Origin of the sequence: Arthrobacter sp. AG258, from assembly GCF_004364695.1 — a bacterium.
Classification (GTDB): Bacteria; Actinomycetota; Actinomycetes; order Actinomycetales; family Micrococcaceae; genus Arthrobacter.
In genome coordinates, this window is the sequence record NZ_SOBI01000001.1 from 302,065 (window position 1) to 321,967 (window position 19,903).

The following is a 19,903-nucleotide window of genomic DNA, read 5'->3' on the forward strand; positions in this document are numbered from 1 at the left end:
ACGACAAGTCAGGCGTGCACATGGAACACCATCAACACGGGGACGCACCCGTACTGAACAAGTCAGTGCCGGTGCGCCACCCTGGCCGGTGGATCAGCGCCGCCATCATCCTCCTGCTGGTGGCCGGGCTCGTGCAGAGCCTGTTCACCAACGCCAACTTCCGCTGGGACGTTGTGGGCACCTACATCCTGGACGTGAAGGTTGTCCAGGGCGTGGGGTGGACGCTCCTGCTGACGGTCGCCTCGATGGTCCTGGCCATCGTCCTGGCCATCCTGCTGGCAGTCATGCGGCAGTCCGAGAACCCGGTCTTCCGCTGGTCCAGCTGGGTCTGGGTGTGGTTCTTCCGCGGAACCCCGGTTTACACGCAGCTGGTGTTCTGGGGCCTTGTTACGGTTCTCTACCCGGCCTTCACGCTGGGGATCCCGTTTGGTCCTGAACTGTTCAGCTATGCACTCTCCGATCCCAGCAAAGGCCTGATTCCCGCGATCCTGGGCCTCGGCCTGAACGAGTCGGCCTACCTGGCGGAAATCTTCCGCGCCGGCCTCAAGTCCGTGGACCGGGGCCAGCAGGAGGCCGCGGAGGCGCTCGGCATGTCCAAGGGCAAGATCATGTGGCGGATCATCCTGCCACAGGCCATGCGGATCATCGTCCCGCCCACCGGCAACGAAACCATCGGCATGCTGAAGACCACCTCACTGGTCCTGGCGGTCCCGTTCACCCTGGACCTGACCTTTGCCACCAATGCCCTGGCCAACCGCATCTACCTCCCGATTCCGCTGCTGATCGTTGCCGCGTTCTGGTACCTTCTCGTCACCAGCATCCTCATGGTGGGCCAGCACTACCTCGAGGCGTACTACGGCAAGGGCGTGGACAACCTCGCTCCCGCTGCCGTGAATCCGGCAGCGGCCAAGGCTGCAGGTGCGGGTGCCGACGCCCAGCGGTCCCTGAAGACGGACTTCCCCGAGGAGAGTGCACGATGACGGTCACAGCAGAAAAGCCGCTGGTCAAGATCGAGGGGCTGCACAAGTTCTACGGGCCCCACCATGTCCTCCGGGGCATCGATATGACGGTGCGGCAAGGCGAAGTGTCGGTGGTGATCGGGCCTTCGGGTTCCGGGAAGTCCACCATGCTGCGCTGCGTGAACCTGTTGGAATCCATCAGCGCCGGGCGGATTTCCGTGGGCGGCCAGCTGATTGGCTACCGCGAGGTCAACGGCAAGCTCCACGACCTCAAGACCAAGGAAATCGCCGCCCAGCGCCGCGAAATCGGCATGGTGTTCCAGCGGTTCAACCTGTTCCCGCACAAGACCGCGCTGCAGAACGTGATGGAAGCACCCGTGCACGTCAAGGGCCAGTCCAAGGCTGCCGCGCAGAAGCGCGCGCTGGAACTGTTGGACCGGGTGGGCTTGGCGGACCGCTCCGGCCACTACCCGTCCCAGCTCTCAGGCGGCCAGCAGCAGCGCGTTGCCATCGCACGCGCGCTGGCCATGGACCCGGAACTCATGCTCTTCGACGAGCCCACCTCTGCGCTCGACCCGGAGCTCGTGGGCGATGTCCTGAACGTGATGAAGGACCTGGCAAAGTCGGGCATGACCATGATCGTGGTGACCCACGAGATCGGCTTTGCCCGCGAAGTGGGTGACACCCTGACCTTCATGGACGGCGGTGTGGTGGTGGAATCGGGCGACCCCCGGGAGATCATCGCGAACCCGCAGCATGCCCGGACCAAGGAGTTCCTGGGCCGCGTGCTCTGACGCTCCTGCATTTCCCGTTCGATGCGCACATTCCCTGGTGCTGCCAATATTCCGGCAGCACCAGGGAATTTTTGCGTCGCGGGCTGGTTCTCCCGTGGAGTGCCACCAACGCGGCGGGCGGCGCTTACCGGCCCGCGAGGACTCCCGCGACGGCGGCGGACACGGCGTCCTTGATGCGGGCATGGAGCTGCCTGAGCTGCCGGCGGTCCGTGCGGACTTCGACGATGCTGCGCCCCTGCACAGGCTGGCCGAGCGCTTCGGCGAGTCCCGCCGTCGTACTGACCAGTGAATGCCCGACGCCGTACGCCGTGGCAAGTGCCGCGATGTCCACCGAGTGCGGGGTGCCGAAGAGGCGTTCGACGGCGTCCCCGTAGCGTCCGCCCTCTTCCACTCCCCCGTGCTCCAGCAGGCTGAAGATGGCGCCGCCGGAATCGTTGAGGACGACGATCCGCAGGTCCGGCTGTTCCTCGCCCGCGCCGAGGAGGAGGCCGCCGGCGTCGTGCAGGAACGTCACATCGCCCAGCAGGACCGTGGTTTCCTGCAGCCCGCCCAACGCGATGCCCGTGGCTGTGGAAATGGTGCCGTCGATCCCGGCCAGGCCCCGGTTGGCGTAAACCGTGGCGGCAGGATCCGGGGCCGGCAAACCGGCGAGGTCAACGTCCCGGATGCCGTTGGAGGATCCGAGCAGCAGTTGGCCGCGGGCATTCCTCCACACCAGGGATGCAACGGACGGGCCGGTGGCGGCGGACTCTTCGGAGACCACCTGGTCCAGCGCGTGCTGGGCGGCCGACCCGGCAAGCAGCCAGGTGTCCAGCCAGGCGGAGCTCCCGCGGCCGGCGAAGTCGGCCAGGTCCGCGAGGTTTTCCAGCGGCAGTTCGGTGCGGCGCCCGGGTTCGTACCAGGCGACCGGAACCGGTTGGTACAGGGCTGATTCAATGTCCGCGCGGGCAAGGAGGGAGGCTACGGGGCGCGACAGCGTGGGCCGGCCGAACAGCACCACCCGCTCTATGGGCTGGATGGAACCGGGCCCGAAGTGCTCCAGCAGCAGCCGGTAGGGGCCCACCGCGTTGGGTCCGAACCTGGCGTTGGAGGAGGGCTCAGCCAGAAGCGGGAGGTTGTGGGCGCGGGCGAAGGCCTCGGCGACCGGCCCGGCGTCGTGCCCGGCGAGCACCACGGTGCGCCGCTCGGGCAGGTCCTCCGGGGCGGGCGGCAGGTTCATGACCAGCGGCTCGAAACCCACCCGGTAGCGTTGCCGCTCCACCGCCTCGGGCAACCCGTCACGTGGCGACGGAACCAGCGGGTCCCGGAACGCGAGGTTGAGCTGGACCGGCCCCGGCGGCAGGTCCGGGAATGCCCCGGTGGCCGCTGACAGCCCGGTTTCCACGGCGCGCTGCGGGCTTGTCCCGGCGGGAATGTCGGCGGCGAACCTGACCTGCTCGCCGAACAGGTCCGGCTGGACGGTGGTTTGGTTGGCGCCGGTCCCGCGCAGTTCCTCCGGCCGGTCCGCCGACAGGACGATCAGCGGCACGGCGGCGTGGTTGGCCTCCATCACCGCCGGCATCAGGTTCCCGACGGCGGTCCCGGACGTGGTGAGGACGGCAGCCGGCGTTCCGGTGGCGAGGGCAAGGCCCAGGGCCGTGAAGCCGGCAGACCGCTCGTCGATCCGCACCAGGAGCTCCACCCGGCCGGCCGCGGACGCCTCTGCCAGGGCATAGGCCATGGGGGCCGACCGGGATCCGGGCGATACCACCACGTGCCGCACGCCGCCGTCGAGCAGGACGTCGACGGCGATCCGTGCCGCAGCAAGCGCGCCCAACCCGGGCGCGGCGTCGGCAGGCGCGGTGGCGTTCCCGGGATCGGTTTCGGCGGAGGTGTCCGGTGCGGGTTCGTTCGGCAAAGTCACCCAACCAGTCTGCCACCCTCCAACGCCCGCTCACCTATGACAACCAATCCCCCAACCCCCGCTCACCTATGACAACTCAAAAGGAAACGCCCGCTCACCTATGGCAACTCAAAAGGAAACGCCCGCTCACCTTATGCGCCCAAGAAGGGCAAAAGTGAGCGGGCGTTACCGGAAAACCCGTCGAAGGTGAGCGGGCGTTGGCAGGCGTTAGCCGCGGAACACCTGGACCACTGCGGGACGGGGCGCACGCACCTTGCCGGGTGCCGGCGTCGTACCTGCCGGGACATAGTCCGGGAAGTAGGAATGCGGCGCCTCGAAAGTGCCTTCCTCGCCCGGGTGCTGAACGGAGACGAAGACGGTGCGCTCGTCGTCGTGGATGACCGGCCCGCAGGTTTCGGCGTCGCGGGGAACGGAGAGGAACTGTTCCACCTTGCCGCGCTCTGCACCGTCCAGGGTGACTTTGAAGAGTCCGTCGTTGTAGCCGATCCCGGATGGGGCGCCGTCGGTGGAGATCCAGAGGTTGCCGACGGAGTCGAAGGCCACGTTGTCCGGGCAAGAGATGGGCGAAACCTTGTCCACCGGGTAGCCAGAGAAGTAGGTGACGTCGCCCTGGGCGGGATCGCCGCAGACCATCAGGAGGGTCCAGTTGAACTTCGTGGACGTATGGTCCCCGGTTTCGGTGATTTCCACGATGTGCCCGTCGCGGTTCTGCGTGCGCGGGTTGACTTCGGTGGCGCCTTCCTTGGTGCCGGTACCGCGGTCCGAGTTGTTCGTGCAGACGACGTACACCTTGCCGGTGTGCAGGCTGGGCTGGACGTCCTCGCAACGGTCCATCTTGGTGGGTCCCACTTTGTCCGCGGCCAGGCGGGTGTAGACCAGGACCTCCTCCACGGACATGCCGGGGACGGCGGACTTGCCGCCGACCACAAGGGGCAGCCATTCGCCAGTGCCGTCGAACGCGCCGTCGGAGGGAAGCGCCCCGGTGCCGGTAATCTCAGCAGCGGGAGAGTTTCCGGTGAACTTGGCGACATACAGGTCGCCCTCGGAGAGCAGGTTCATGTTGTTCCTGCGGTCGCCCTCGCGGTATTTCCCGGCCGAGACGAACTTGTAGAGGTAGTCGAACTTCTCGTCGTCACCCATATAGGCCACCACATGCCCCGATTCGGCCACGATCACGTTGGCACCCTCGTGCTTGAAGCGGCCCATCGCGGAGCGCTTCTTGGGGGTGGAGGTGGGGTCGAACGGGTCGACTTCGACGATCCAGCCGAACCGGTTGGTTTCGTTTTCGTAACCGGCGTTGCGGGTATCGAAGCGGGGATCGTCCAACTCCCACTGGCGGGCGGTGGGCTTGGCGGTGAGGCCGTAGCGCTTGTCGCTGGCGGAGGTGCCGCCGGAGACAAAGTAGCCGTTGAAGTTCTCCTCGCCGGAGAGGATGGTGCCCCAGGGGGTGGTGCCGCCGGAGCAGTTGCCGAACGTTCCCTTGATGGCGCGGCCGGAGGGGTCGGCGACGGTCTTGACCAGGGCCGACCCGGCAACGGGGCCGGTCAGTTCGTAGGTGGTGTCGGAGAGGTAGCGGCGGTTCAGCGGCGCGCCCTTGACGTAGGACCACGGCTTGGTGGTGTTCTTGCGCTCGAGTTCCACCACGGCCAGGCCATGGGCGGCACGTCCGATGGCGCGGGTTTCCTTGGCGTCGTAGCCGGCGGGAACCATGATGTTCTCGTTGGTGTACTCGTGGTTCGTGAACAGCACCGCGCGGCGGCCCTTGCTGTCCGGGATCTCCACGATGTCCGTGTAGTCGTTGTTGTAGCCGAACTGCCGGGCCTGCGCTGCCGCGGTCTGGTTGTTCAGGTCGAAGTCCGGGGAATCGCTGAACAGCGGGTCACCCCAGCGGATGATGGGCTGCCAGGTGAATCCGTCCGGGACGGTGAAGGCATCAACGGCCTTGTCCACCGGCTTGATGGCGGTGAACTGCAGCTTGGACTTGCCGAAGCCCTCCTTGGCAGCCTTGGACAGGCCTGCGGCGGAGGCGGGTTCGGCGGAGTTCACCGCGGAACCGAGGACGACGGCGAGCGCACCGGCGGCGCCCAGGCCCAGGGCGGCACGGCGGGACAGCGTGGCGGAGGCAATGTCGCGGAAGTAGCCGTTGGAGCTGGTGTTGCAGACCTCGCCGGCGCAGGCGTTGTCGCATTTGAGTGCACATGTGACCGGGCTGCGCTTGCCCTTCGTATGGCCGAGCATGGGCAGCAGGGTGAACTTGCGAGCAGTTTCAGACATGGGGAGCCTTCCGAAGGAATGTCTTTGGGGTGCCCGCCCACCCTTCCAGCCCGTTCCTACAGGAAACCGTCCATTTGATGAAGTTATGGTTAACCGCCCGTGACCTGCAGGGACGTTGCCAGAAGTGAGCGGGCGTGTCAGGAAAAACCGCCAGAAGTGAGCGGGCGTGTCAGGAAAAACCGCCAGAAGTGAGCGGGCGTGCCAAGAGAAACCGCCAAAAGTGAGCGGGCGTGCCAAGAGAAACCGCCAAAAGTGAGCGGGCGTGCCAGGAAAAACCGCCAAAAGTGAGCGGGCGTGCCAGGAAAAACCGCCAAAAGTGAGCGGGCGTGCCAGGAAAAACCGCCAAAAGTGAGCGGGCGTGTCAGGGGGCGGTGAGGAGGGCGTGGACGCGGCGGACCCGGCCCAGCCACCAGTCCCGGCGTTCGGCCGGAGCCGCGAACCGCTCCAGCAGCCCGGCGTCGGGAACGGCGTCGCGGAGGCCGATCGCGCCGTCGTCGGCCACCAGGGGGTCCAGGGTGACGTCGGATTCGAACAGCGACACCGTGCCCAGGCCGCAGGCGTAGGGCAGGTCTGGCAGTGCTGCGGCCAGGGCCAAGCCTGCGCGGATCCCCACCGAGGTGTCCAGCGCGGAACTGACGACGGCGGGAAGTCCAGCCTGCGCCACGATGTCCAGGGCGCGCCGCACTCCCCCGAGCGGGGCCACCTTGACGACGATCAGGTCCGCCGCACCGGCCTTGGCGACGCGCAGGGGGTCGGTTTCCTTCCGCACGCTCTCGTCGGCGGCGATCAGCACCGGAGTGCCGGCGTCCCGCAGCCGGGAGCGGACCTCGGCCAGCCCTTCGATGGTGGGTACCGGCTGCTCGGCGTATTCCAGGCCGACGGCGGCCAGCCGGGTCAGGGCTTCCACCGCTGCGGGCACGTCCCAGCCGCCGTTGGCGTCCACCCGGATGGCAGCCCCGGGCAGGGCCGCCCGGACGGCGTGAAGCCGGGCGGCGTCGTCGTCCAGTGACTGTCCGCGCTCTGCAACCTTGACCTTGACCGCGTCCACCCGGCCGAACCTGGCCAGGACCTCCGGCACCCGGTCCGCGGGAACGGCGGGCACGGTGGCGTTGACCGGCACGGACGTGCGCAGCGGCGCCGGGAAGCCCTGCCAGCCCGCTTCAATGGCGGCGGCCAGCCAACGGGAAGCCTCGGCGTCGCCGTACTCCGGGAACGGGCAGAACTCGCCCCACCCGGCCGGGCCGCGGAGCAGCAGTGATTCGCGTTCCATGATGCCGCGGAACTTGACCCGCATGGGCAGGCTGACCACGTGCGCTCCCGCAAGGAGTTCGTCCAGCGGGGGTATCGGGGCATCGTGGCGCGGCATGGGTTTCACTGTACCGGCGCCGGAGTCCTCCCGGATCTGCGGCACCGGCGGTGTGGAAAACCTAGATCCACTTGTTGTGCTTGAACGCCAGGTACAGGATGAGCCCGAGGAGCAGCATCAGTCCAATGGCATACGGGTAGCCGTAGTCCCACTCGAGCTCGGGCATGATGCGGAAGTTCATGCCGTAAATGGATGCCACGAGCGTGGGGGCGAACAGGATGGCAGCCCAGGAGGAGATCCTTTTGACCTCCTCGTTCTGGGCGTAGCTGGAAACTGTCAGGTTCTTCATTTCATCGTTTTGCCGCTGGGCCACCAAGGCGGCGTTGACCGCGAGGGCGTTCTGCAGCAGGGCGCGGAAGGCCGCCACGCGTTCGTTGAGCCGGAGCACGTGGTCCAGGACGTCCCGGTAGTGGTCACGGAGCTCCGATGCCTGCTCGCGGTCCGGGGTTCCGGACATCAGGGCCTGCAGGATCCCGGCCAGCGGACTGGTGGCACGCTGGAACATGATCACCTGGCGGGACAGTTCGTAGATGCGGCGGGATACGTCCGGGTCCGCGCCGAAGAGGTCGTCCTCGATCTCGTCGATATCGTTTTCCAGCCCGGCGGCGACGGGTTCGTATTCGTCCACCACCTGGTCCAGGATGCCGTACAGCACCGCGTCCGGGCCGAGGGCCAGGAATTCCGGCATGGACTCCATCCGCCGCCTGACCCGGGCCAGGTCCGGGGACTCGGCGTGCCGGACGGTGACGACGTATTCTTCGCCGACAAAGACGTGGATCTCGCCAAAGTCGACCTTCTCGACGTCGTCACGGTACTTGGCGGGCCGAAGCACGAGGAACAGGCACTCCCCGTAGTGTTCCAGTTTGGCGCGCTGATGCCCGGCGAGCGCGTCCTCCACGGCCAGGGGGTTAAGGTCGAATTCCTCGCCGACGGACTCCAGTTCCGCGGCATCGGGCCGGTAGAGCCCGATCCATGCCATCCCCTCACGCTGCCGCAGCAGGAAATAGGTCTCGTCCAGGTCCTCGGGGTCCTCGGTCCGCAGCCCGTTCACGTACACCGCGTTGTCGATGATGGTCACGGCTGCGCCTCCCGTTCCTTTTCCCAGTCGTCCAGCAGGGCCGGCATCCTTGATTTGAGGAAGCGGTAGAAGCGGGCCATCTCGGCCACCCGGGCCCGGGCCGCCGAACCTTCCGGCAGGGCCTCGGCGGTGGCGTCCGTCAGCTCGGCGAGCTTCTCGTAAATGGGACTGTTCCGCATGGACACCACGTACCACTCGTCGTCGTGCAGTGCGTAGAGGTCGCGGCGGCAGCCGGGCTGCGATACGCGGTGCACGAAGCCGACGGTCTGCAGGTAGCGCACCGCCCCGGACACGGCGGCGGCGCTGGCCCCCAGCCGCTCCGCGAGCTCTGCAGCCGTAAGGCTCCCCTGCTCGGATGACACCAGGGCCAGCAGCGTCCTGGCGGGCATCTTGGGAAACCCGGCGGCGGCGAACGCGGCAGCCGTGCGTTCGGCAGCCGCGGCGGCCACCCCGGCGTCCCGGGCGGCAGCCACCCCCGTCCCGGCGCTCATGCCGCCCCCACCTCCCGCCGCCGCATCGCCGCGACGGCAAGCGCGCCGGCGACGACGGCGATGGCCAGCATCCACCACGCCCCGCTCCAGTCGGTCGCGTTCCCGTGCGGGACCGGCGTGTGGGTAAACGGGGAGAGGTCGCGGAGGCTCTGGTCCAGGCCCAGCATGCCGCCGAAGATCCCCAGGAACACCCCGAGCCCCAGCAGTGCCCAGCCAACGCCGATGGTCGCGGCGGGCCACAGGACGAACACCAGGGCGGGCACGGCGAGGTAGACCAGCGCCGCCGGCAGCTGCGCCACGGCGGTTTGCCAGAGTGCATCAGCCGGCATGGCCTGGTCACCGGAACCGGTCAGCGTGATCCACGTGCCCACCGCGGTCAGGCCAATAACCAGGACCACTGCTGCGGCACCGAGCACCAGGTAGCCGGCCAGCCAGCGCATCCGCCCCACCGGAGCGGCGAGCAGCAGTTCCGCGGTCCCGGCGGCCTCTTCCTGCCTGAGCCTGATCACGGCCTGCAGCGCGCAGGCAGCGGCCAGGATCCCTGCCATCGAGAACAGGACAGACACCATGAGCTGGGTCAGGGAAGTGCCCTGCGACTGCAGGATCGACCTCAGGACGGCGGTGATATTGGTGTCCGGCGTGTCGACGGCGGCAATCGCCTTTCCCAGCGACCCGGCCAGCAGGCCGAGGGCCAGGCCACCCAGTGCCCAGCCGATGATCGAGTTGGCTTGCAGGCGCAGGGCGAGGGCCGCAGGGCTGCGCAGGCCCGGCCGGGCGGTGAGGCGTCCGGGGCGGGCACCCCAAACGCTGGCGCCGCTGTCCCGCGTGCCCAGGATGACCCATGCGGCCCCGAGGCAGGCGACGCCGAGCCCCAGCGGCAGCAGCAACGGCCAGGCCCGGTTGCCGGAGAAGGCGAACGTCTGCTGGCCCCATCCGATGGGCGAGAACCAGCTGGCGGCGCCTTCGGTCATGGACGTTCCGTCAGCGTGCGGGGTTCCGGTGGCGTCGCCGATCCCGCGCAGCACGTACGCCAGGACAACCAGGGCGGAGGAGACACCGTTGGCGCCGCGCGAGGTGCTTATGAACTGGGCCACCAGGATGCCCACGCCAAGGAAGGCAAGGCCGACGGCGCCCGTGGCCGCACCCGCAACGAGGGACCCCTGCAGGTCCAGGCCCTGGGCGGCAAGGCCGGCGAAGACGGCGAGCGCCGCCAGGACATTGGCCGCCGCACCGTGCAGGACGGTGGCAATTGTGGGCAAGAGCCGGCCCGCGGGGGTGGCGGCCACCAGCTCGGCGCCCCCGGTTTCCTCGTCGGCACGGGTGTGGCGCACGGCCAGGAACGTGCTCATCAGTCCGGCCAGCAGGGCCAGGAAGGCATAGACCAGGAAGAACGTGAAGGCGCCCTGGTCAGCGCCGCGGGGCAGGCCGCGCAGCATCAGGATGGCGGGGGTGGCGATGGCCACCTGCAAAATTTCGGCGCGGCTGGCGGCGTTGCCGTACGTCTGGGTCACGGCGGAGGCGGCGAACAGGGCGAAGGCGCCGATTCCCAGGATCCAGCTCAGCAGCTGCCAGCGGTCACGGCGCAACCGCTGGCCCCAGAGGATCATGAGGACGGCCATGTCAGCCACGTCCCCTGGCGCCCAGCAGGTGCCGGCGCGCGCCGTGCCGGTGGTCCCCGTCATCGTCCAGCGCCCCGGATTCGGCACCTGCCGCCGGGTCGCCGTAGTGCCGCAGGAACAGTTCCTCGAGCGACGGCGGCGTAATGGTCAGCCCCTGCACCGCCAGGGCGCCCAGGGCGGGCAGCACCTCCGCCACCCGGTCCGATTCCGCGCTGAACTTGACCCGGCCGGCGTCGAATGTCAGGTCATGCACGGCCCCCAGCCGTGCCAGGGAGGCTGTGTCCAGGCCATCGGCGGCGAACGAAATTTCGGTCCTGGTCAGGTGGCGCAGGGAGTCCAGCGTCCCGCCGTCCACAATCCTGCCGGCGCGGATGATGCTTACCCGGTGGCACAGGACCTCCACCTCGGTCAGGATGTGGCTGGAGAGCAGCACGGTGGCGCCCCGTTCGACGACGGCGAGCAGTTCCCGGCGGAAGACCTCCTCCATGAGCGGGTCGAGGCCGCTCGTGGGCTCGTCGAGCAGGTAAAGCTCGGCGTCCGTGGCGAGGGCCGCGATCAGGGCCACCTTCTGCCGGTTGCCTTTGGAGTAGGCGCGCCCCTTCTTGGCCGGATCAAAGTCGAAGGCCTGGCACAGCCGGTCCTTGCTGCGGCGGTACGCCGCACCATCCGCTGTACCGCCGCGGAGCCGGGAGAGCAGGTCGATGGTTTCGCCGCCGGAGAGGTTGGGCCACAGCCTGACGTCGCCGGGGACATAGGCCAGGCGCCGGTGGAGTTCAACAGCCTGGGTCCAGGGGTCCATGCCAAGGACGGTGGCGGAACCGGATGTTGCCTTGGCCAGGCCCAGCAGGATGCGCAGGGTGGTCGATTTCCCGGCGCCGTTGGGCCCCAGGAAGCCATGGATCTCCCCTGCCCGGACGTCAAGGTCCAGCCCGTCCAGGGCACGGACCTTGCCAAAGTTTTTATGCAAGCCCACAGTTTGGATGACAGTGTTCATGGACTAATCTTCGGAGTTTTCACAAGTTTGTGAAGGTACTAAAGTCCCAATCATGAGCACTGAAGGCCAGGCCGTCCGCTCGTCCTCGGCGCCACTGTACGCAGCGGGATTCGTCACAGCCTTCGGCGCCCACAGCATCGCGGCCGGGCTGGGCTCGCAAAGCGGAAATATTGGCTTGACGCTGCTGAACCTCGGAATCCTCCTGGCCTTGTATGACGTTGCCGAGGTGTTCCTCAAACCCGTCTTCGGTGCGCTCAGCGACCGGATCGGAACCAAACCTGTCGTCGTGGGTGGCCTGCTGGCCTTCGCCGTGCTGTCGCTGATCGGACTTGGCGCGGCCGATCCCCTGGTCCTGGCCCTGGCCCGGCTGGGACAGGGCGCTGCGGCGTCGGCCTTTTCGCCGGCGTCGTCCGCGATGGTGGCCCGGATGGCACGCGGCGGCAAGGCCGGCACCTACTTTGGCCGGTATGGCTCCTGGAAGAGCCTGGGCTACATCATCGGGCCGCCGCTGGGTGCGGGGCTGATCCTGGCGGGCGGTTTCCCGCTGTTGTTCGGCGCCCTCTCCGTCCTGGCCGCGGTCACGGCCGTGTGGGTGCTGGTGTCCGTCGCGAACCTGGAGCCGCTCCCCCGGAAGCGGTACACGGTGATGGACCTGGCCCGGCAGGTGGGCGAGCGTCGGTTCCTGGTTCCCACGCTGGTGCTGGCCGCGTCCACCGGCGCGCTGGGTGCCGCAGTCGGTTTCCTTCCGGCGCTGGCCGCCCGCCATGGCATGGACGCCTTCGCCGGCACGGCCGCGGTCAGCGTGGTGGCGCTGGGCTCGGTGCTGACCCAGCCGTGGATCGGCAGGCTGCGTGACCGGAACGCCGTCACTGACAACAGGGGCACCACCGTTGGCCTGCTGCTAATTGCCGCGGGCGTCGCCCTCGTTGCGGCTGCCCCGGGCCTGGTGACCGTTTTCGTGGCCGCGGCATGCATCGGGACCGGGATCGGCGCCGCCACGCCCTTGGGCTTCGCGCACCTGGCGGACACCACGCCGCCGGAACGGATGGGCCGGACCATGGGCTCGGCCGAACTCGGCCGCGAACTGGGTGACGCCGGCGGCCCGCTCCTGGTGGGCGGCATCGCGACGGCCACGGCGCTGCCGTTCGGCCTGGGCGTCCTCGCCGTGCTGGTGGCGGCAGCAAGCATTCCCCGGCTCGACCCCGTTAAGCCGGATGCCACCGGCCCCTGAGCAGCCATCCAGCTTTTTGTGTCACCCTTAAGCGCGATGACTTCTTCACAGCAACTACCCACCAGGACACCGTCCCGGCCCGCTCCGGGCTCGGCGTTCCTGTTCGTGCTGTCCACTGTGGCCTGCATTGCCGGGCTGGTTGCCACGTACTACTTCTTCGTACAGACTGCAACGGGCCAGTTCATCGATGAGTCCGCGTTGGTGGAAGCCGTGGACATCCACGGACCGGCAGGCAAGGCCGCAACCCAGTTCCTGGACTGGCTGCCCACCATCTCCCTGGTGATGGCCGCCGTCGTGGTCCTGTTCGTCACGGTGATCCGGCGGCACTGGGCGGAAGCGGGAATCGCGGTGGCGGCGTGCATCGGCGCCAACGTGGCCACACAGGTACTCAAGGACCTGCTGCCTGCCCGTCCGGACAAAGGCGTGCTGACCCTTGAGCTCAACTCCCTGCCGTCCGGGCACACCACGCTGGCGGCCTCCGCCGCGGCCGCCGTATTCCTGATGGCATCCCCGCGCTGGCGCCCCATGGCCGGTTTCATTGGTGGTTCGTTTGCCATTGCCTCCGGCGCCTCCACCGTGATCAACCAGTGGCACCGGCCCGCGGACGTAGTGGCCGCCTTCCTGCTGGTGGGTGCCTTCATGATCCCTGCGGGCTGGCTGATCCTGCGCCGCGGTTCCTGGAATGAGTGGGACGGGTTCGGCCGGCACCTTGGCTCGGCCCGGATCTGGCTGACGCTTCCGGTGCTGATCGGGTTGGCCTCGGCCGGGGTGGCCGTCTATTCGCTGATCCGGATTGCGCCCAGCCCGTGGCAGGAAACCAGCACCACAAACTACTTCTGGGCCGGGATCTCGCTGATTGTGATCGCGGGGTACCTGGCTACGGTGGCAACGACGTCCTTGTTCGCGTTCGCGGCACGGCGACGGGACGCGACCGGCCCGTAAAGGGCCACTGGCGGGCGTCAGTAACCGTCGCCGGGGTCTGCCGAATCCCGGCTGATGCTCTCATCCATGGCGGCCGCCAACTCAACGTCGTCAAGGTAGCGGGCGGCGGGCTTTCCCGTCTCCTTGGCCAGCAAATCCATGGTGGCCAAGTGCTGGCGTGCCAGTTCGATGGCGAGCTGCTCGACGATGCGGGGCCCGTTCCGCACCACCAGATCGCTGAGGTACGCCTGGAGGCGGCCGGCCGGCTTTCCAGGAGTCCGGGCCTCGGCGGCGACGAGCCTGGTCAGGGCTGCGGCAGCGACGGCAGGTTTGTCGCCGAAGAGTTCCACGTTCGTCCCTCCATAGCCGCGGGCTGTCATGGACGTCGCCCGGATAGGTAGCTACAATTTAGCGCCTTCCCTGGCACGCCGGTAAAGGGTCCTAGTACCTGAACGGGACACGCCGGCACCGAAGTCGGCTGCCCATTTTATGTCGGCGCCTGGAGGTCCGGCCCGCAGCCGGAAACTCTTGACCGAACCTTGCGGAATTTACTCCGGGTAACTTGAGCGCCGCCGTCGATAGTTGCTAGTGCCTGGTGGCGTCTTGAAGTGGGCGCCCCCAGGCACTCCAGTATCCGGGACCGGCCAGGCTCAGGGTTCGAGCCGCCTGCGAAGGAGGCAGAACTCGTTGCCCTCCGGGTCCTGCAGGACGTGCCACTGCTCCCGGCCGGTCTGGCCGACGTCGGCCGGCCGCGCTCCCAGTGCCAGCAATCGTTCCAGTTCGGCATCCTGGTCCCGGTCCACCGGGTTGATGTCGATGTGCAGCGGCAGCCGCCCCACGCGCGGGTTGCTGCTGGGGCTGAAGATGATGGTGGGCTGAAGGCCGCCGAAACCGGCCGCCGGCCCGATTTCGATCGAGCCCTCCTCGCGGTCCAGCTCGACGTAGCCAAGGACTCCACACCAGAACCGCGCAAGCAGTTCGGGGTCGGCGCAATTCAGGACGAGTTCACTGATTCGGGATGACATGACCGCAGTCTACCGACGCGCAAACCCCTTTTCGCGGCGCTGTCTCCCTTGCGCGTCCCACATATCGGGGGCGTCCGGGCGGCTCCGGGTCGCCACCGAATGTGGGTGTCGCGAGGCCAGCCCGGCGGGAGGGAGCGCCGCTGCAAGGGGGGCTGCAGCGGCGCCCTCTTCCGCCGGGCTGGCGGTGGTCAGGCGCAGTAGACCTTCCTGTTTCCGGTGCCGATGTCCAGGGTGACCTTGACCGATGCGGTGGACTGCGCCCCGCTGGCAAACGTGGCAACCACCCGCACGGTTGCGGTGGCGGAACTGACCTGGGAAAAGACCACGGAATCACCCGAAACCACGAAGCTCCCGGATGTCCCGCCGGATCCCGCGAAGTCCAGGCTGGATCCGTACGTCCCGTTGGACCCGGCCGCAGAAACGGTGAACTTTGTTGGTACCTCGGACAATCCGGAATAGCTCAACTGGATGGTCTTGTTGGCGGTGTCCCCGGCGGTGCAGGCAGGGGTGGGCAGGACCGGCGTCGGCCAGGTGCCGGACGCCGTGACGGCCATACTTGCCGTCGCGCTTTGCTGCCAGAGGGCCGAGGCCGTGCCGGCGCCGGCACCCAGCAGCACTGTGAGCAAAAATGCCCCCACGGCGAACGTGGCTCCTGGAATGCTCCTCAGCCGCCGCATTCAGGCGGCCTCGGCAGCGGGGTCATCATGCTTGCGGGCCTTGCGAACGGACTTGTAGACCGTGATGGAGCCGTAGCCGATCAGTGCCACAGCCGCGATGACCGTCCACATTTCCCGGTCCGAATTGCCCAGGAAGTTGGCCACGAAACCGACATACGGGACGGCGTAGAACAGCTTGCCTTTGACCTGGATGGCCCGGATGGGCTCGGGATCGTTGGCCCCGTTGTTGTCGCCCTTGGTGATGAGCGTCTTCTCCCCGGACTGGGTGGAACCAAACCCGACAATCCGGTGCGTTTCCACGTCGGGGCGGCCCGAGTACAGCTGGAAGGTGATGACGTCGCCGTACTTGAGTTCGTTGAACGGCACTGGTTTCATCACCATGAAGGTGCCCGGCGGGTAGTGCTGCGCCATGGACTTGGTCAGTACGGTGTAGGTCTGCGATCCGGTCGCCACCGGCACCACGATCAGGACAATGGCGGCGAACAGCGCCACGAGCATCGCCGCCATGCTCAGAATGCGTCCGACGGCGGCCCAGGCGCCTTTGCGCCGGCGTGCCGGCTTTGGCTCGGCTGCCGGAGTGACGAGTTCGGTGTCTCCGCCGAGAAGGCGTTCGGTCAGGTCAGCAGCCACTGGGCACCCCGCAGAGTTGACGTGCGGTGAGTGGAAGGGAGATGGTCACTGCTTGTCCTTTCACTGTTGACGGGGCGCCGGAGGCGAGGCTGACCTGGAAGCAGAAGATGGTGGACCCGCCTTTGCCCACTGTGGGCGAGGCAAGGCCGCTGGCGCCGATCTGCGCGTAGCCGGTGCTGGAGCTGCATTCCGTGGAGGAAACGGCGGTCTTCGCGCTCACGATGATGTAGGAGGCCAGCGTGCCCCCGCCGGTGTTGGCCACTGTTGGCTGGCCCACCGTGGTGGCGGTGTTGAACTGGCCGCCGGCGTTGGTGTTGTTGGTGACCACCACTCCCCCGGAGACCGGGCTACCTGGCCCGAGCGTGCCGGCTGGAGACAATGCCAGGTTCGCCGCGGCCCCGGTGGCCAGGGTCATGTTCGTGGTGGTGCCGGAGTTGACCGCCGTCAGCGCCACATCGAACGAGGCCGCGGTCACGGTTCCGGGAGCGGCCACCGCGGACGCGTTCCAGAGGGCAAAAGTTCCCTGCACGGTGAACAGGCCCAGGACCACGGCAGCGGCGATCAATGCTGCTGCCTTTAGTGAGCGCGTGATGCGCATGTGGCTTCCTCCTGGTCCTGTTTCCTGGTACTGCCGGCCGGGTGGCCCTGGGGCCACCCGGCCACGTCAGGCTAGGAGAGGCCGGGCTGGGTGACCTGGGTCAGCTGGAAGGCCACGTTGTTGAAGTTGTAGCTCTTGGTGGTGTCCGCGCGGCCGGTGGTGGTGGACAGGAATTCGAAGGTGATGGTTGCGGTGACCGTCTGGTCCGATCCCGTTGGAACCAGGGGGTTTGCGACGGCGGTGCTGCCCACGGTGAGCGCGGGAGCACTGACCGAGACGTTGGCCGGGGTGAAGCCGTTGGTGGCGCTGATGCCGGTGGTGGTGACGTTGGCGGCCATCTTGTTGCCCACCAGGGTCACGGTCAGGTCCTGGGTGAACGTGAGCTTGTCGCCCGGGACAACCTTGTAAGCGGAGATGTCGGGAATGACGGTGCCGGTACGGTCTTTCCAGACGCCGTCGACGGCCTTGACCACGTTCAGGTCGCCGGAAACGATGGTGCCGGGAGCGGCGGTTGCTTCTGCGTTCCAGTTGGCCAGGGTGCCCCCGCCGCCCAGCAGCAGTGCGGCGCCAACGGCGATAGCGGCAGTTCCCTTGACCAGAGTGCTGTTCTTCATGATGTCCCCTCAGACTTTGTGGTGTTCGTTTTGACTAGCTGGGAACTACTTTGCAGGGCCAAGCTCAGGAAGCGAGGGGGTAAAGAGTCAACAAATGCTCAAGGTATTTGAAATTTCAACTGCTGCTTGACCTGCGGTTATAGGCGCAACCCCGGCTCAGGACCGGTCCAGCAGCAGCCGGCACCAGGCATCGCTTAACCACCCGGCGAACCGCTCCGGATCCCAGCCGCGCTGGCCTACCAGCAGCCCCCAGTACTCCGGCCCGTTCATGCTCCATACAGCGTCGGCGAGTTCCGCGGCCGGCAGGTCGGTGCGGAGCTCCCCCGTCGTGGCGAGGTCCGCGATGAATTGGCGCATGTTGGCCGCGCGCCGGTCCGAGATCTCCCGCCAGAGCGCGCCGCAGGCCGGATCGGTGCCGGCCGCATCACGGAGCGCCTCGTACACCGGCGCCAGCCGGGGCTGGATGTGTGCCAGGGCCTGGGCGTACAGGGAGATCTTCTCGGCCGCCCGCGTCGCCTCGCGTATGCGGATCACGTAGTCCCGGCGCTCGGCCGGGACGGCCTGGCCGGTCCCCGAGATCGCCGCCTCCACCACCCCGCGCAGGAGGTCCGGCTTCCGCCCGATCGTGGCGTAGATAGTGTCGACGGCGACACCCGCCCGCCGGGCGATGGCCGCAACGGTGGCGGACCGGTACCCCTCGCCCACGAACAGGTCCCGGGCAGCGGAGAGCACCGCATCCCGGGTTGCCGCCGCCTGTTCCCTCCGCAACGGGGAGTTGTAGCGGCGTGCCTGGGCATTGACTTCACTCATCGCCGGGCCTAGCCTTAATTCATCCGAACAACTTTCGGATGAATTGTAGCAGGAAGCCCGGGACCGCAGCGGAGCGGCACGGACGGAAGGGCAGGACACCATGTCGGAGCGCTTCACCACCGTGGTCATCGGCGGCGGCCAGGCAGGCCTGGCCATGGGCTACCACCTTGCCCGCCTCAACCGGCCGTTTGTGATCCTGGATGAACATGCGGCAGCAGGTGACAGCTGGCGCGCCCGCTGGGACTCCCTCAGGCTCTTTACCCCGGCCCGGTACGACGCCCTGCCAGGCAGCCGGTTCCCCGCACCGCAATGGTCCTTCCCCTCCCGCGAAGAGTTCGCCGATTACCTGGACCGCTATGGTGAAGAGTTCGGGTTGCCGGTCCGGCACAATGTCCGGGTCACCGGCCTCCGCCACGACAGCCACGCCTTCGTCATCGACGCCGGCGGCCGGCGGTTCGAAGCCGACAACGTGGTGGTCGCCTCCGGCTGGGACCGGAAACCCCGAATTCCCGCTTTCGCCGGGCAGCTCAGCCCGGCCATCCGGCAGCTCACAGCCGGGAGCTACCGGAGCCCGCGTGACCTCGCGCCGGGACCGGTCCTGGTGGTCGGCGCCGGCAATTCAGGCGCGGACATCGCCCTGGAACTTGCTTCCACCCGCACCACTTACCTGTCCGGCCGCCATCCGGGCGAAATCCCCTGGCGCGTCGACGCCCTCGCCGCCCGCCCGCTGACGCTGGCCGTCTTCTTCGCCTTCTCCCATATCCTCACGCTCGGCACGCCCGCCGGCCGGAAGGCCCGGCCCCGGGTCCTCTCGCACAGCGGGCCACTGGTCAGGGTGAAGAACCGGGACCTGGTCCGCGCCGGCGTCGTACGCGTTGCCAGGACGGAAGGAACCAAAGACGGCCTTCCGCTGTTGGCTGGCGGGACGACACTGGAAGTGGCCAACGTCATCTGGTGTACCGGATTCACTCCGGACCTGGACTGGATCCACCTGCCCGTGATGGGCGCGGACGGCCAGCCTGCCCAAGACCGGGGCGTGGCCACCAGCCAGCCCGGACTCTACTTCCTCGGCGCCACCTTCCAGCATTCGCTCGCCTCCTCCATGGTCCACGGCGTAGGCCGCGACGCGGAATTCATCGCCGGCAGGATCGCGGCAGCCGCGGCACCGGCGGCAGCCGCGGAATCATCAACTCCAGCACCGGATGCGGTCAGGCCGGAAGGCTCAACTGCTCCACAATGATCCTCGCGGTCCCGGGGTCGCCAAGGATCCGGAAGTGCCCGGCCACGGGCAACTCGATATTGGTGGCGCCGGGGAGCACGCTGCCCTCCGGGATGTGCGGGTCGAACGGGCCGTACAGGGACGTGATGCGGCTGTTGATGGTCTGCTCGCGCGCCATCTGCAGGGTCAACGCGTTGCGCGGTGAGAAGATCCGCAGGCTGGGCAGCAGCATGTACCGGGCGTAGCGGGAACCGGAGAATGGTGCGCACACGGCAATCATCCGGTCGATCCGGTGCTCGGGATCCAGGGACAGCATGGTGTATTTGCCGATCAGCCCGCCTTTGCTGTGGGCCACCAGGATGGCGTTGTGCAGGCCCGCCTCCTCCAGATGCTGGGCCACCAGCCTGGCGGCGTCCGGGACCTTGAGTTTGTTGCGCTGCAGCACAGTGACCACGTGAACGGGATGCCCGGCATCATGGATGGCCCGGATGAGCGGCATCATGAACTGCCAGTTTTCATAGACGCCGGGGATGATCACCACGGGCTGCAGGGTGCCCGTCCGGAAGGAGGCCGGCTGCACGCGGGAGAGGAACCCCCTGACCTGCCAGCCGGTGGCATAGGCATAGTCCTGGGCCCACCACACGGCTTTGTGCAGGGGGCTGATGCGGGCGCTCACGCCGGGGTCGGTCATGTGTCGAGA

At 67.8% G+C, this 19,903-nt stretch carries 20 protein-coding genes; 5 read left to right on the forward strand and 15 right to left on the reverse strand.

Annotated features, from left to right (window positions below; translation table 11 throughout):
- Positions 1-20 precede the first annotated feature (20 nt).
- Together DFO47_RS01370 and DFO47_RS01375 are read left to right on the forward strand one after the other, a co-directional pair.
- A complete protein-coding gene (locus tag DFO47_RS01370) occupies positions 21-980 on the forward strand; it encodes an amino acid ABC transporter permease (protein WP_133830394.1) in 960 nt (319 codons plus the stop codon).
- Entirely contained in the window at positions 977-1,753 is a 777-nt protein-coding gene (locus DFO47_RS01375; RefSeq protein ID WP_018760587.1) for an amino acid ABC transporter ATP-binding protein, read from the forward strand. The genes DFO47_RS01370 and DFO47_RS01375 overlap by 4 nt, the downstream gene beginning before the upstream one ends.
- A gap of 124 nt (positions 1,754-1,877) precedes the next feature.
- On the opposite strand, the gene menD is transcribed toward DFO47_RS01375, so the two are convergent.
- The 7 genes from menD to DFO47_RS01410 all read right to left on the reverse strand — a co-directional run bounded on the left by menD (position 1,878) and on the right by DFO47_RS01410 (position 11,478).
- Complete coding sequence (gene menD, locus DFO47_RS01380) at positions 1,878-3,569, reverse strand: 2-succinyl-5-enolpyruvyl-6-hydroxy-3-cyclohexene-1-carboxylic-acid synthase (protein ID WP_133830654.1); 1,692 nt, start codon at positions 3,567-3,569, stop codon at positions 1,878-1,880.
- Between the two features lie 294 nt (positions 3,570-3,863).
- Complete coding sequence (locus DFO47_RS01385; RefSeq protein WP_133830395.1) at positions 3,864-5,930, reverse strand: PhoX family phosphatase; 2,067 nt, start codon at positions 5,928-5,930, stop codon at positions 3,864-3,866.
- 361 nt (positions 5,931-6,291) lie between these two features.
- Positions 6,292-7,296 carry an o-succinylbenzoate synthase gene (locus tag DFO47_RS01390; RefSeq protein WP_133830396.1) on the reverse strand — a complete coding sequence of 335 codons (1,005 nt, stop codon included), beginning with the start codon at positions 7,294-7,296 and terminating at the stop codon, positions 6,292-6,294.
- Positions 7,297-7,357: 61 nt separating this feature from the next.
- Positions 7,358-8,374 (reverse strand): magnesium/cobalt transporter CorA, encoded by a 1,017-nt coding sequence (corA, locus tag DFO47_RS01395; RefSeq protein ID WP_109044283.1) that lies wholly within the window; start codon positions 8,372-8,374, stop codon positions 7,358-7,360.
- Positions 8,371-8,865, reverse strand: a complete 495-nt coding sequence (locus DFO47_RS01400; protein WP_133830397.1) for a MarR family transcriptional regulator — start codon at positions 8,863-8,865, stop codon at positions 8,371-8,373. Before DFO47_RS01400 ends, corA begins: the two co-directional genes overlap by 4 nt.
- Positions 8,862-10,547, reverse strand: coding sequence for a hypothetical protein (locus tag DFO47_RS01405; protein ID WP_133830398.1), 1,686 nt, complete (start codon positions 10,545-10,547; stop codon positions 8,862-8,864). The genes DFO47_RS01400 and DFO47_RS01405 overlap by 4 nt, the downstream gene beginning before the upstream one ends.
- Entirely contained in the window at positions 10,486-11,478 is a 993-nt protein-coding gene (locus DFO47_RS01410) for an ABC transporter ATP-binding protein (RefSeq protein ID WP_133830399.1), read from the reverse strand. The genes DFO47_RS01405 and DFO47_RS01410 overlap by 62 nt, the downstream gene beginning before the upstream one ends.
- Positions 11,479-11,530: 52 nt before the next feature.
- Here DFO47_RS01410 and DFO47_RS01415 point away from each other — a divergent pair, with 52 nt between their 5' ends.
- Both DFO47_RS01415 and DFO47_RS01420 read left to right on the forward strand, forming a co-directional pair.
- Positions 11,531-12,709: an MFS transporter gene (locus tag DFO47_RS01415; protein WP_133830400.1), complete on the forward strand. Its 1,179-nt coding sequence runs from the start codon at positions 11,531-11,533 to the stop codon at positions 12,707-12,709.
- 36 nt (positions 12,710-12,745) lie between these two features.
- Entirely contained in the window at positions 12,746-13,651 is a 906-nt protein-coding gene (locus DFO47_RS01420) for a phosphatase PAP2 family protein (protein WP_043423647.1), read from the forward strand.
- 17 nt (positions 13,652-13,668) lie between these two features.
- Here the strand turns inward: DFO47_RS01420 and DFO47_RS01425 are convergent, their stop codons facing one another.
- The 7 genes from DFO47_RS01425 to DFO47_RS01455 all read right to left on the reverse strand — a co-directional run bounded on the left by DFO47_RS01425 (position 13,669) and on the right by DFO47_RS01455 (position 17,984).
- A complete protein-coding gene (locus DFO47_RS01425; RefSeq protein WP_133830401.1) occupies positions 13,669-13,980 on the reverse strand; it encodes a hypothetical protein in 312 nt (103 codons plus the stop codon).
- A 300-nt stretch (positions 13,981-14,280) separates the two neighbouring features.
- The gene (locus DFO47_RS01430) at positions 14,281-14,655 is read right to left on the reverse strand and encodes a VOC family protein (RefSeq protein ID WP_133830402.1); all 375 of its coding nucleotides are present in this window, start codon (positions 14,653-14,655) and stop codon (positions 14,281-14,283) included.
- Between the two features lie 188 nt (positions 14,656-14,843).
- A complete protein-coding gene (locus tag DFO47_RS01435; protein ID WP_166651650.1) occupies positions 14,844-15,293 on the reverse strand; it encodes a hypothetical protein in 450 nt (149 codons plus the stop codon).
- A gap of 39 nt (positions 15,294-15,332) precedes the next feature.
- Positions 15,333-15,962, reverse strand: a complete 630-nt coding sequence (locus tag DFO47_RS01440; protein WP_133830404.1) for a signal peptidase I — start codon at positions 15,960-15,962, stop codon at positions 15,333-15,335.
- On the reverse strand, positions 15,952-16,560 hold the full coding sequence (locus DFO47_RS01445; protein ID WP_133830405.1) for a hypothetical protein: 609 nt from the start codon (positions 16,558-16,560) through the stop codon (positions 15,952-15,954). The genes DFO47_RS01440 and DFO47_RS01445 overlap by 11 nt, the downstream gene beginning before the upstream one ends.
- Positions 16,561-16,631: 71 nt before the next feature.
- Positions 16,632-17,174, reverse strand: coding sequence for an alternate-type signal peptide domain-containing protein (locus DFO47_RS01450; RefSeq protein WP_133830406.1), 543 nt, complete (start codon positions 17,172-17,174; stop codon positions 16,632-16,634).
- Between the two features lie 156 nt (positions 17,175-17,330).
- Complete coding sequence (locus DFO47_RS01455; RefSeq protein ID WP_133830407.1) at positions 17,331-17,984, reverse strand: TetR/AcrR family transcriptional regulator; 654 nt, start codon at positions 17,982-17,984, stop codon at positions 17,331-17,333.
- A gap of 100 nt (positions 17,985-18,084) precedes the next feature.
- Between DFO47_RS01455 and DFO47_RS01460 the strand changes: the two genes are divergently transcribed.
- A complete protein-coding gene (locus tag DFO47_RS01460) occupies positions 18,085-19,224 on the forward strand; it encodes an NAD(P)-binding domain-containing protein (RefSeq protein WP_133830408.1) in 1,140 nt (379 codons plus the stop codon).
- Here DFO47_RS01460 and DFO47_RS01465 read toward each other — a convergent pair.
- Positions 19,193-19,894, reverse strand: coding sequence for an alpha/beta hydrolase (locus DFO47_RS01465; protein ID WP_133830409.1), 702 nt, complete (start codon positions 19,892-19,894; stop codon positions 19,193-19,195). The genes DFO47_RS01460 and DFO47_RS01465 overlap by 32 nt on opposite strands.
- Between the last annotated feature and the right edge of the window lie 9 nt (positions 19,895-19,903).

Excerpts from the sequence above, each read along its gene's own strand:
- DFO47_RS01420 (WP_043423647.1), top strand. The coding sequence starts at position 12,746 with ATGACTTCTTCACAGCAACTACCCACCAGGACACCGTCCCGGCCCGCT.
- DFO47_RS01415 (WP_133830400.1), top strand. The coding sequence starts at position 11,531 with ATGAGCACTGAAGGCCAGGCCGTCCGCTCGTCCTCGGCGCCACTGTAC.
- DFO47_RS01460 (WP_133830408.1), top strand. The coding sequence starts at position 18,085 with ATGTCGGAGCGCTTCACCACCGTGGTCATCGGCGGCGGCCAGGCAGGC.
- DFO47_RS01375 (WP_018760587.1), top strand. The coding sequence starts at position 977 with ATGACGGTCACAGCAGAAAAGCCGCTGGTCAAGATCGAGGGGCTGCAC.
- DFO47_RS01430 (WP_133830402.1), bottom strand. The coding sequence starts at position 14,655 with ATGTCATCCCGAATCAGTGAACTCGTCCTGAATTGCGCCGACCCCGAA.
- DFO47_RS01455 (WP_133830407.1), bottom strand. The coding sequence starts at position 17,984 with ATGAGTGAAGTCAATGCCCAGGCACGCCGCTACAACTCCCCGTTGCGG.
- DFO47_RS01465 (WP_133830409.1), bottom strand. The coding sequence starts at position 19,894 with ATGACCGACCCCGGCGTGAGCGCCCGCATCAGCCCCCTGCACAAAGCC.
- DFO47_RS01450 (WP_133830406.1), bottom strand. The coding sequence starts at position 17,174 with ATGAAGAACAGCACTCTGGTCAAGGGAACTGCCGCTATCGCCGTTGGC.
- DFO47_RS01385 (WP_133830395.1), bottom strand. The coding sequence starts at position 5,930 with ATGTCTGAAACTGCTCGCAAGTTCACCCTGCTGCCCATGCTCGGCCAT.
- DFO47_RS01445 (WP_133830405.1), bottom strand. The coding sequence starts at position 16,560 with ATGCGCATCACGCGCTCACTAAAGGCAGCAGCATTGATCGCCGCTGCC.
- DFO47_RS01410 (WP_133830399.1), bottom strand. The coding sequence starts at position 11,478 with ATGAACACTGTCATCCAAACTGTGGGCTTGCATAAAAACTTTGGCAAG.
- DFO47_RS01370 (WP_133830394.1), top strand. The coding sequence starts at position 21 with ATGGAACACCATCAACACGGGGACGCACCCGTACTGAACAAGTCAGTG.
- DFO47_RS01405 (WP_133830398.1), bottom strand. The coding sequence starts at position 10,547 with ATGACGGGGACCACCGGCACGGCGCGCGCCGGCACCTGCTGGGCGCCA.
- DFO47_RS01390 (WP_133830396.1), bottom strand. The coding sequence starts at position 7,296 with ATGCCGCGCCACGATGCCCCGATACCCCCGCTGGACGAACTCCTTGCG.
- DFO47_RS01400 (WP_133830397.1), bottom strand. The coding sequence starts at position 8,865 with ATGAGCGCCGGGACGGGGGTGGCTGCCGCCCGGGACGCCGGGGTGGCC.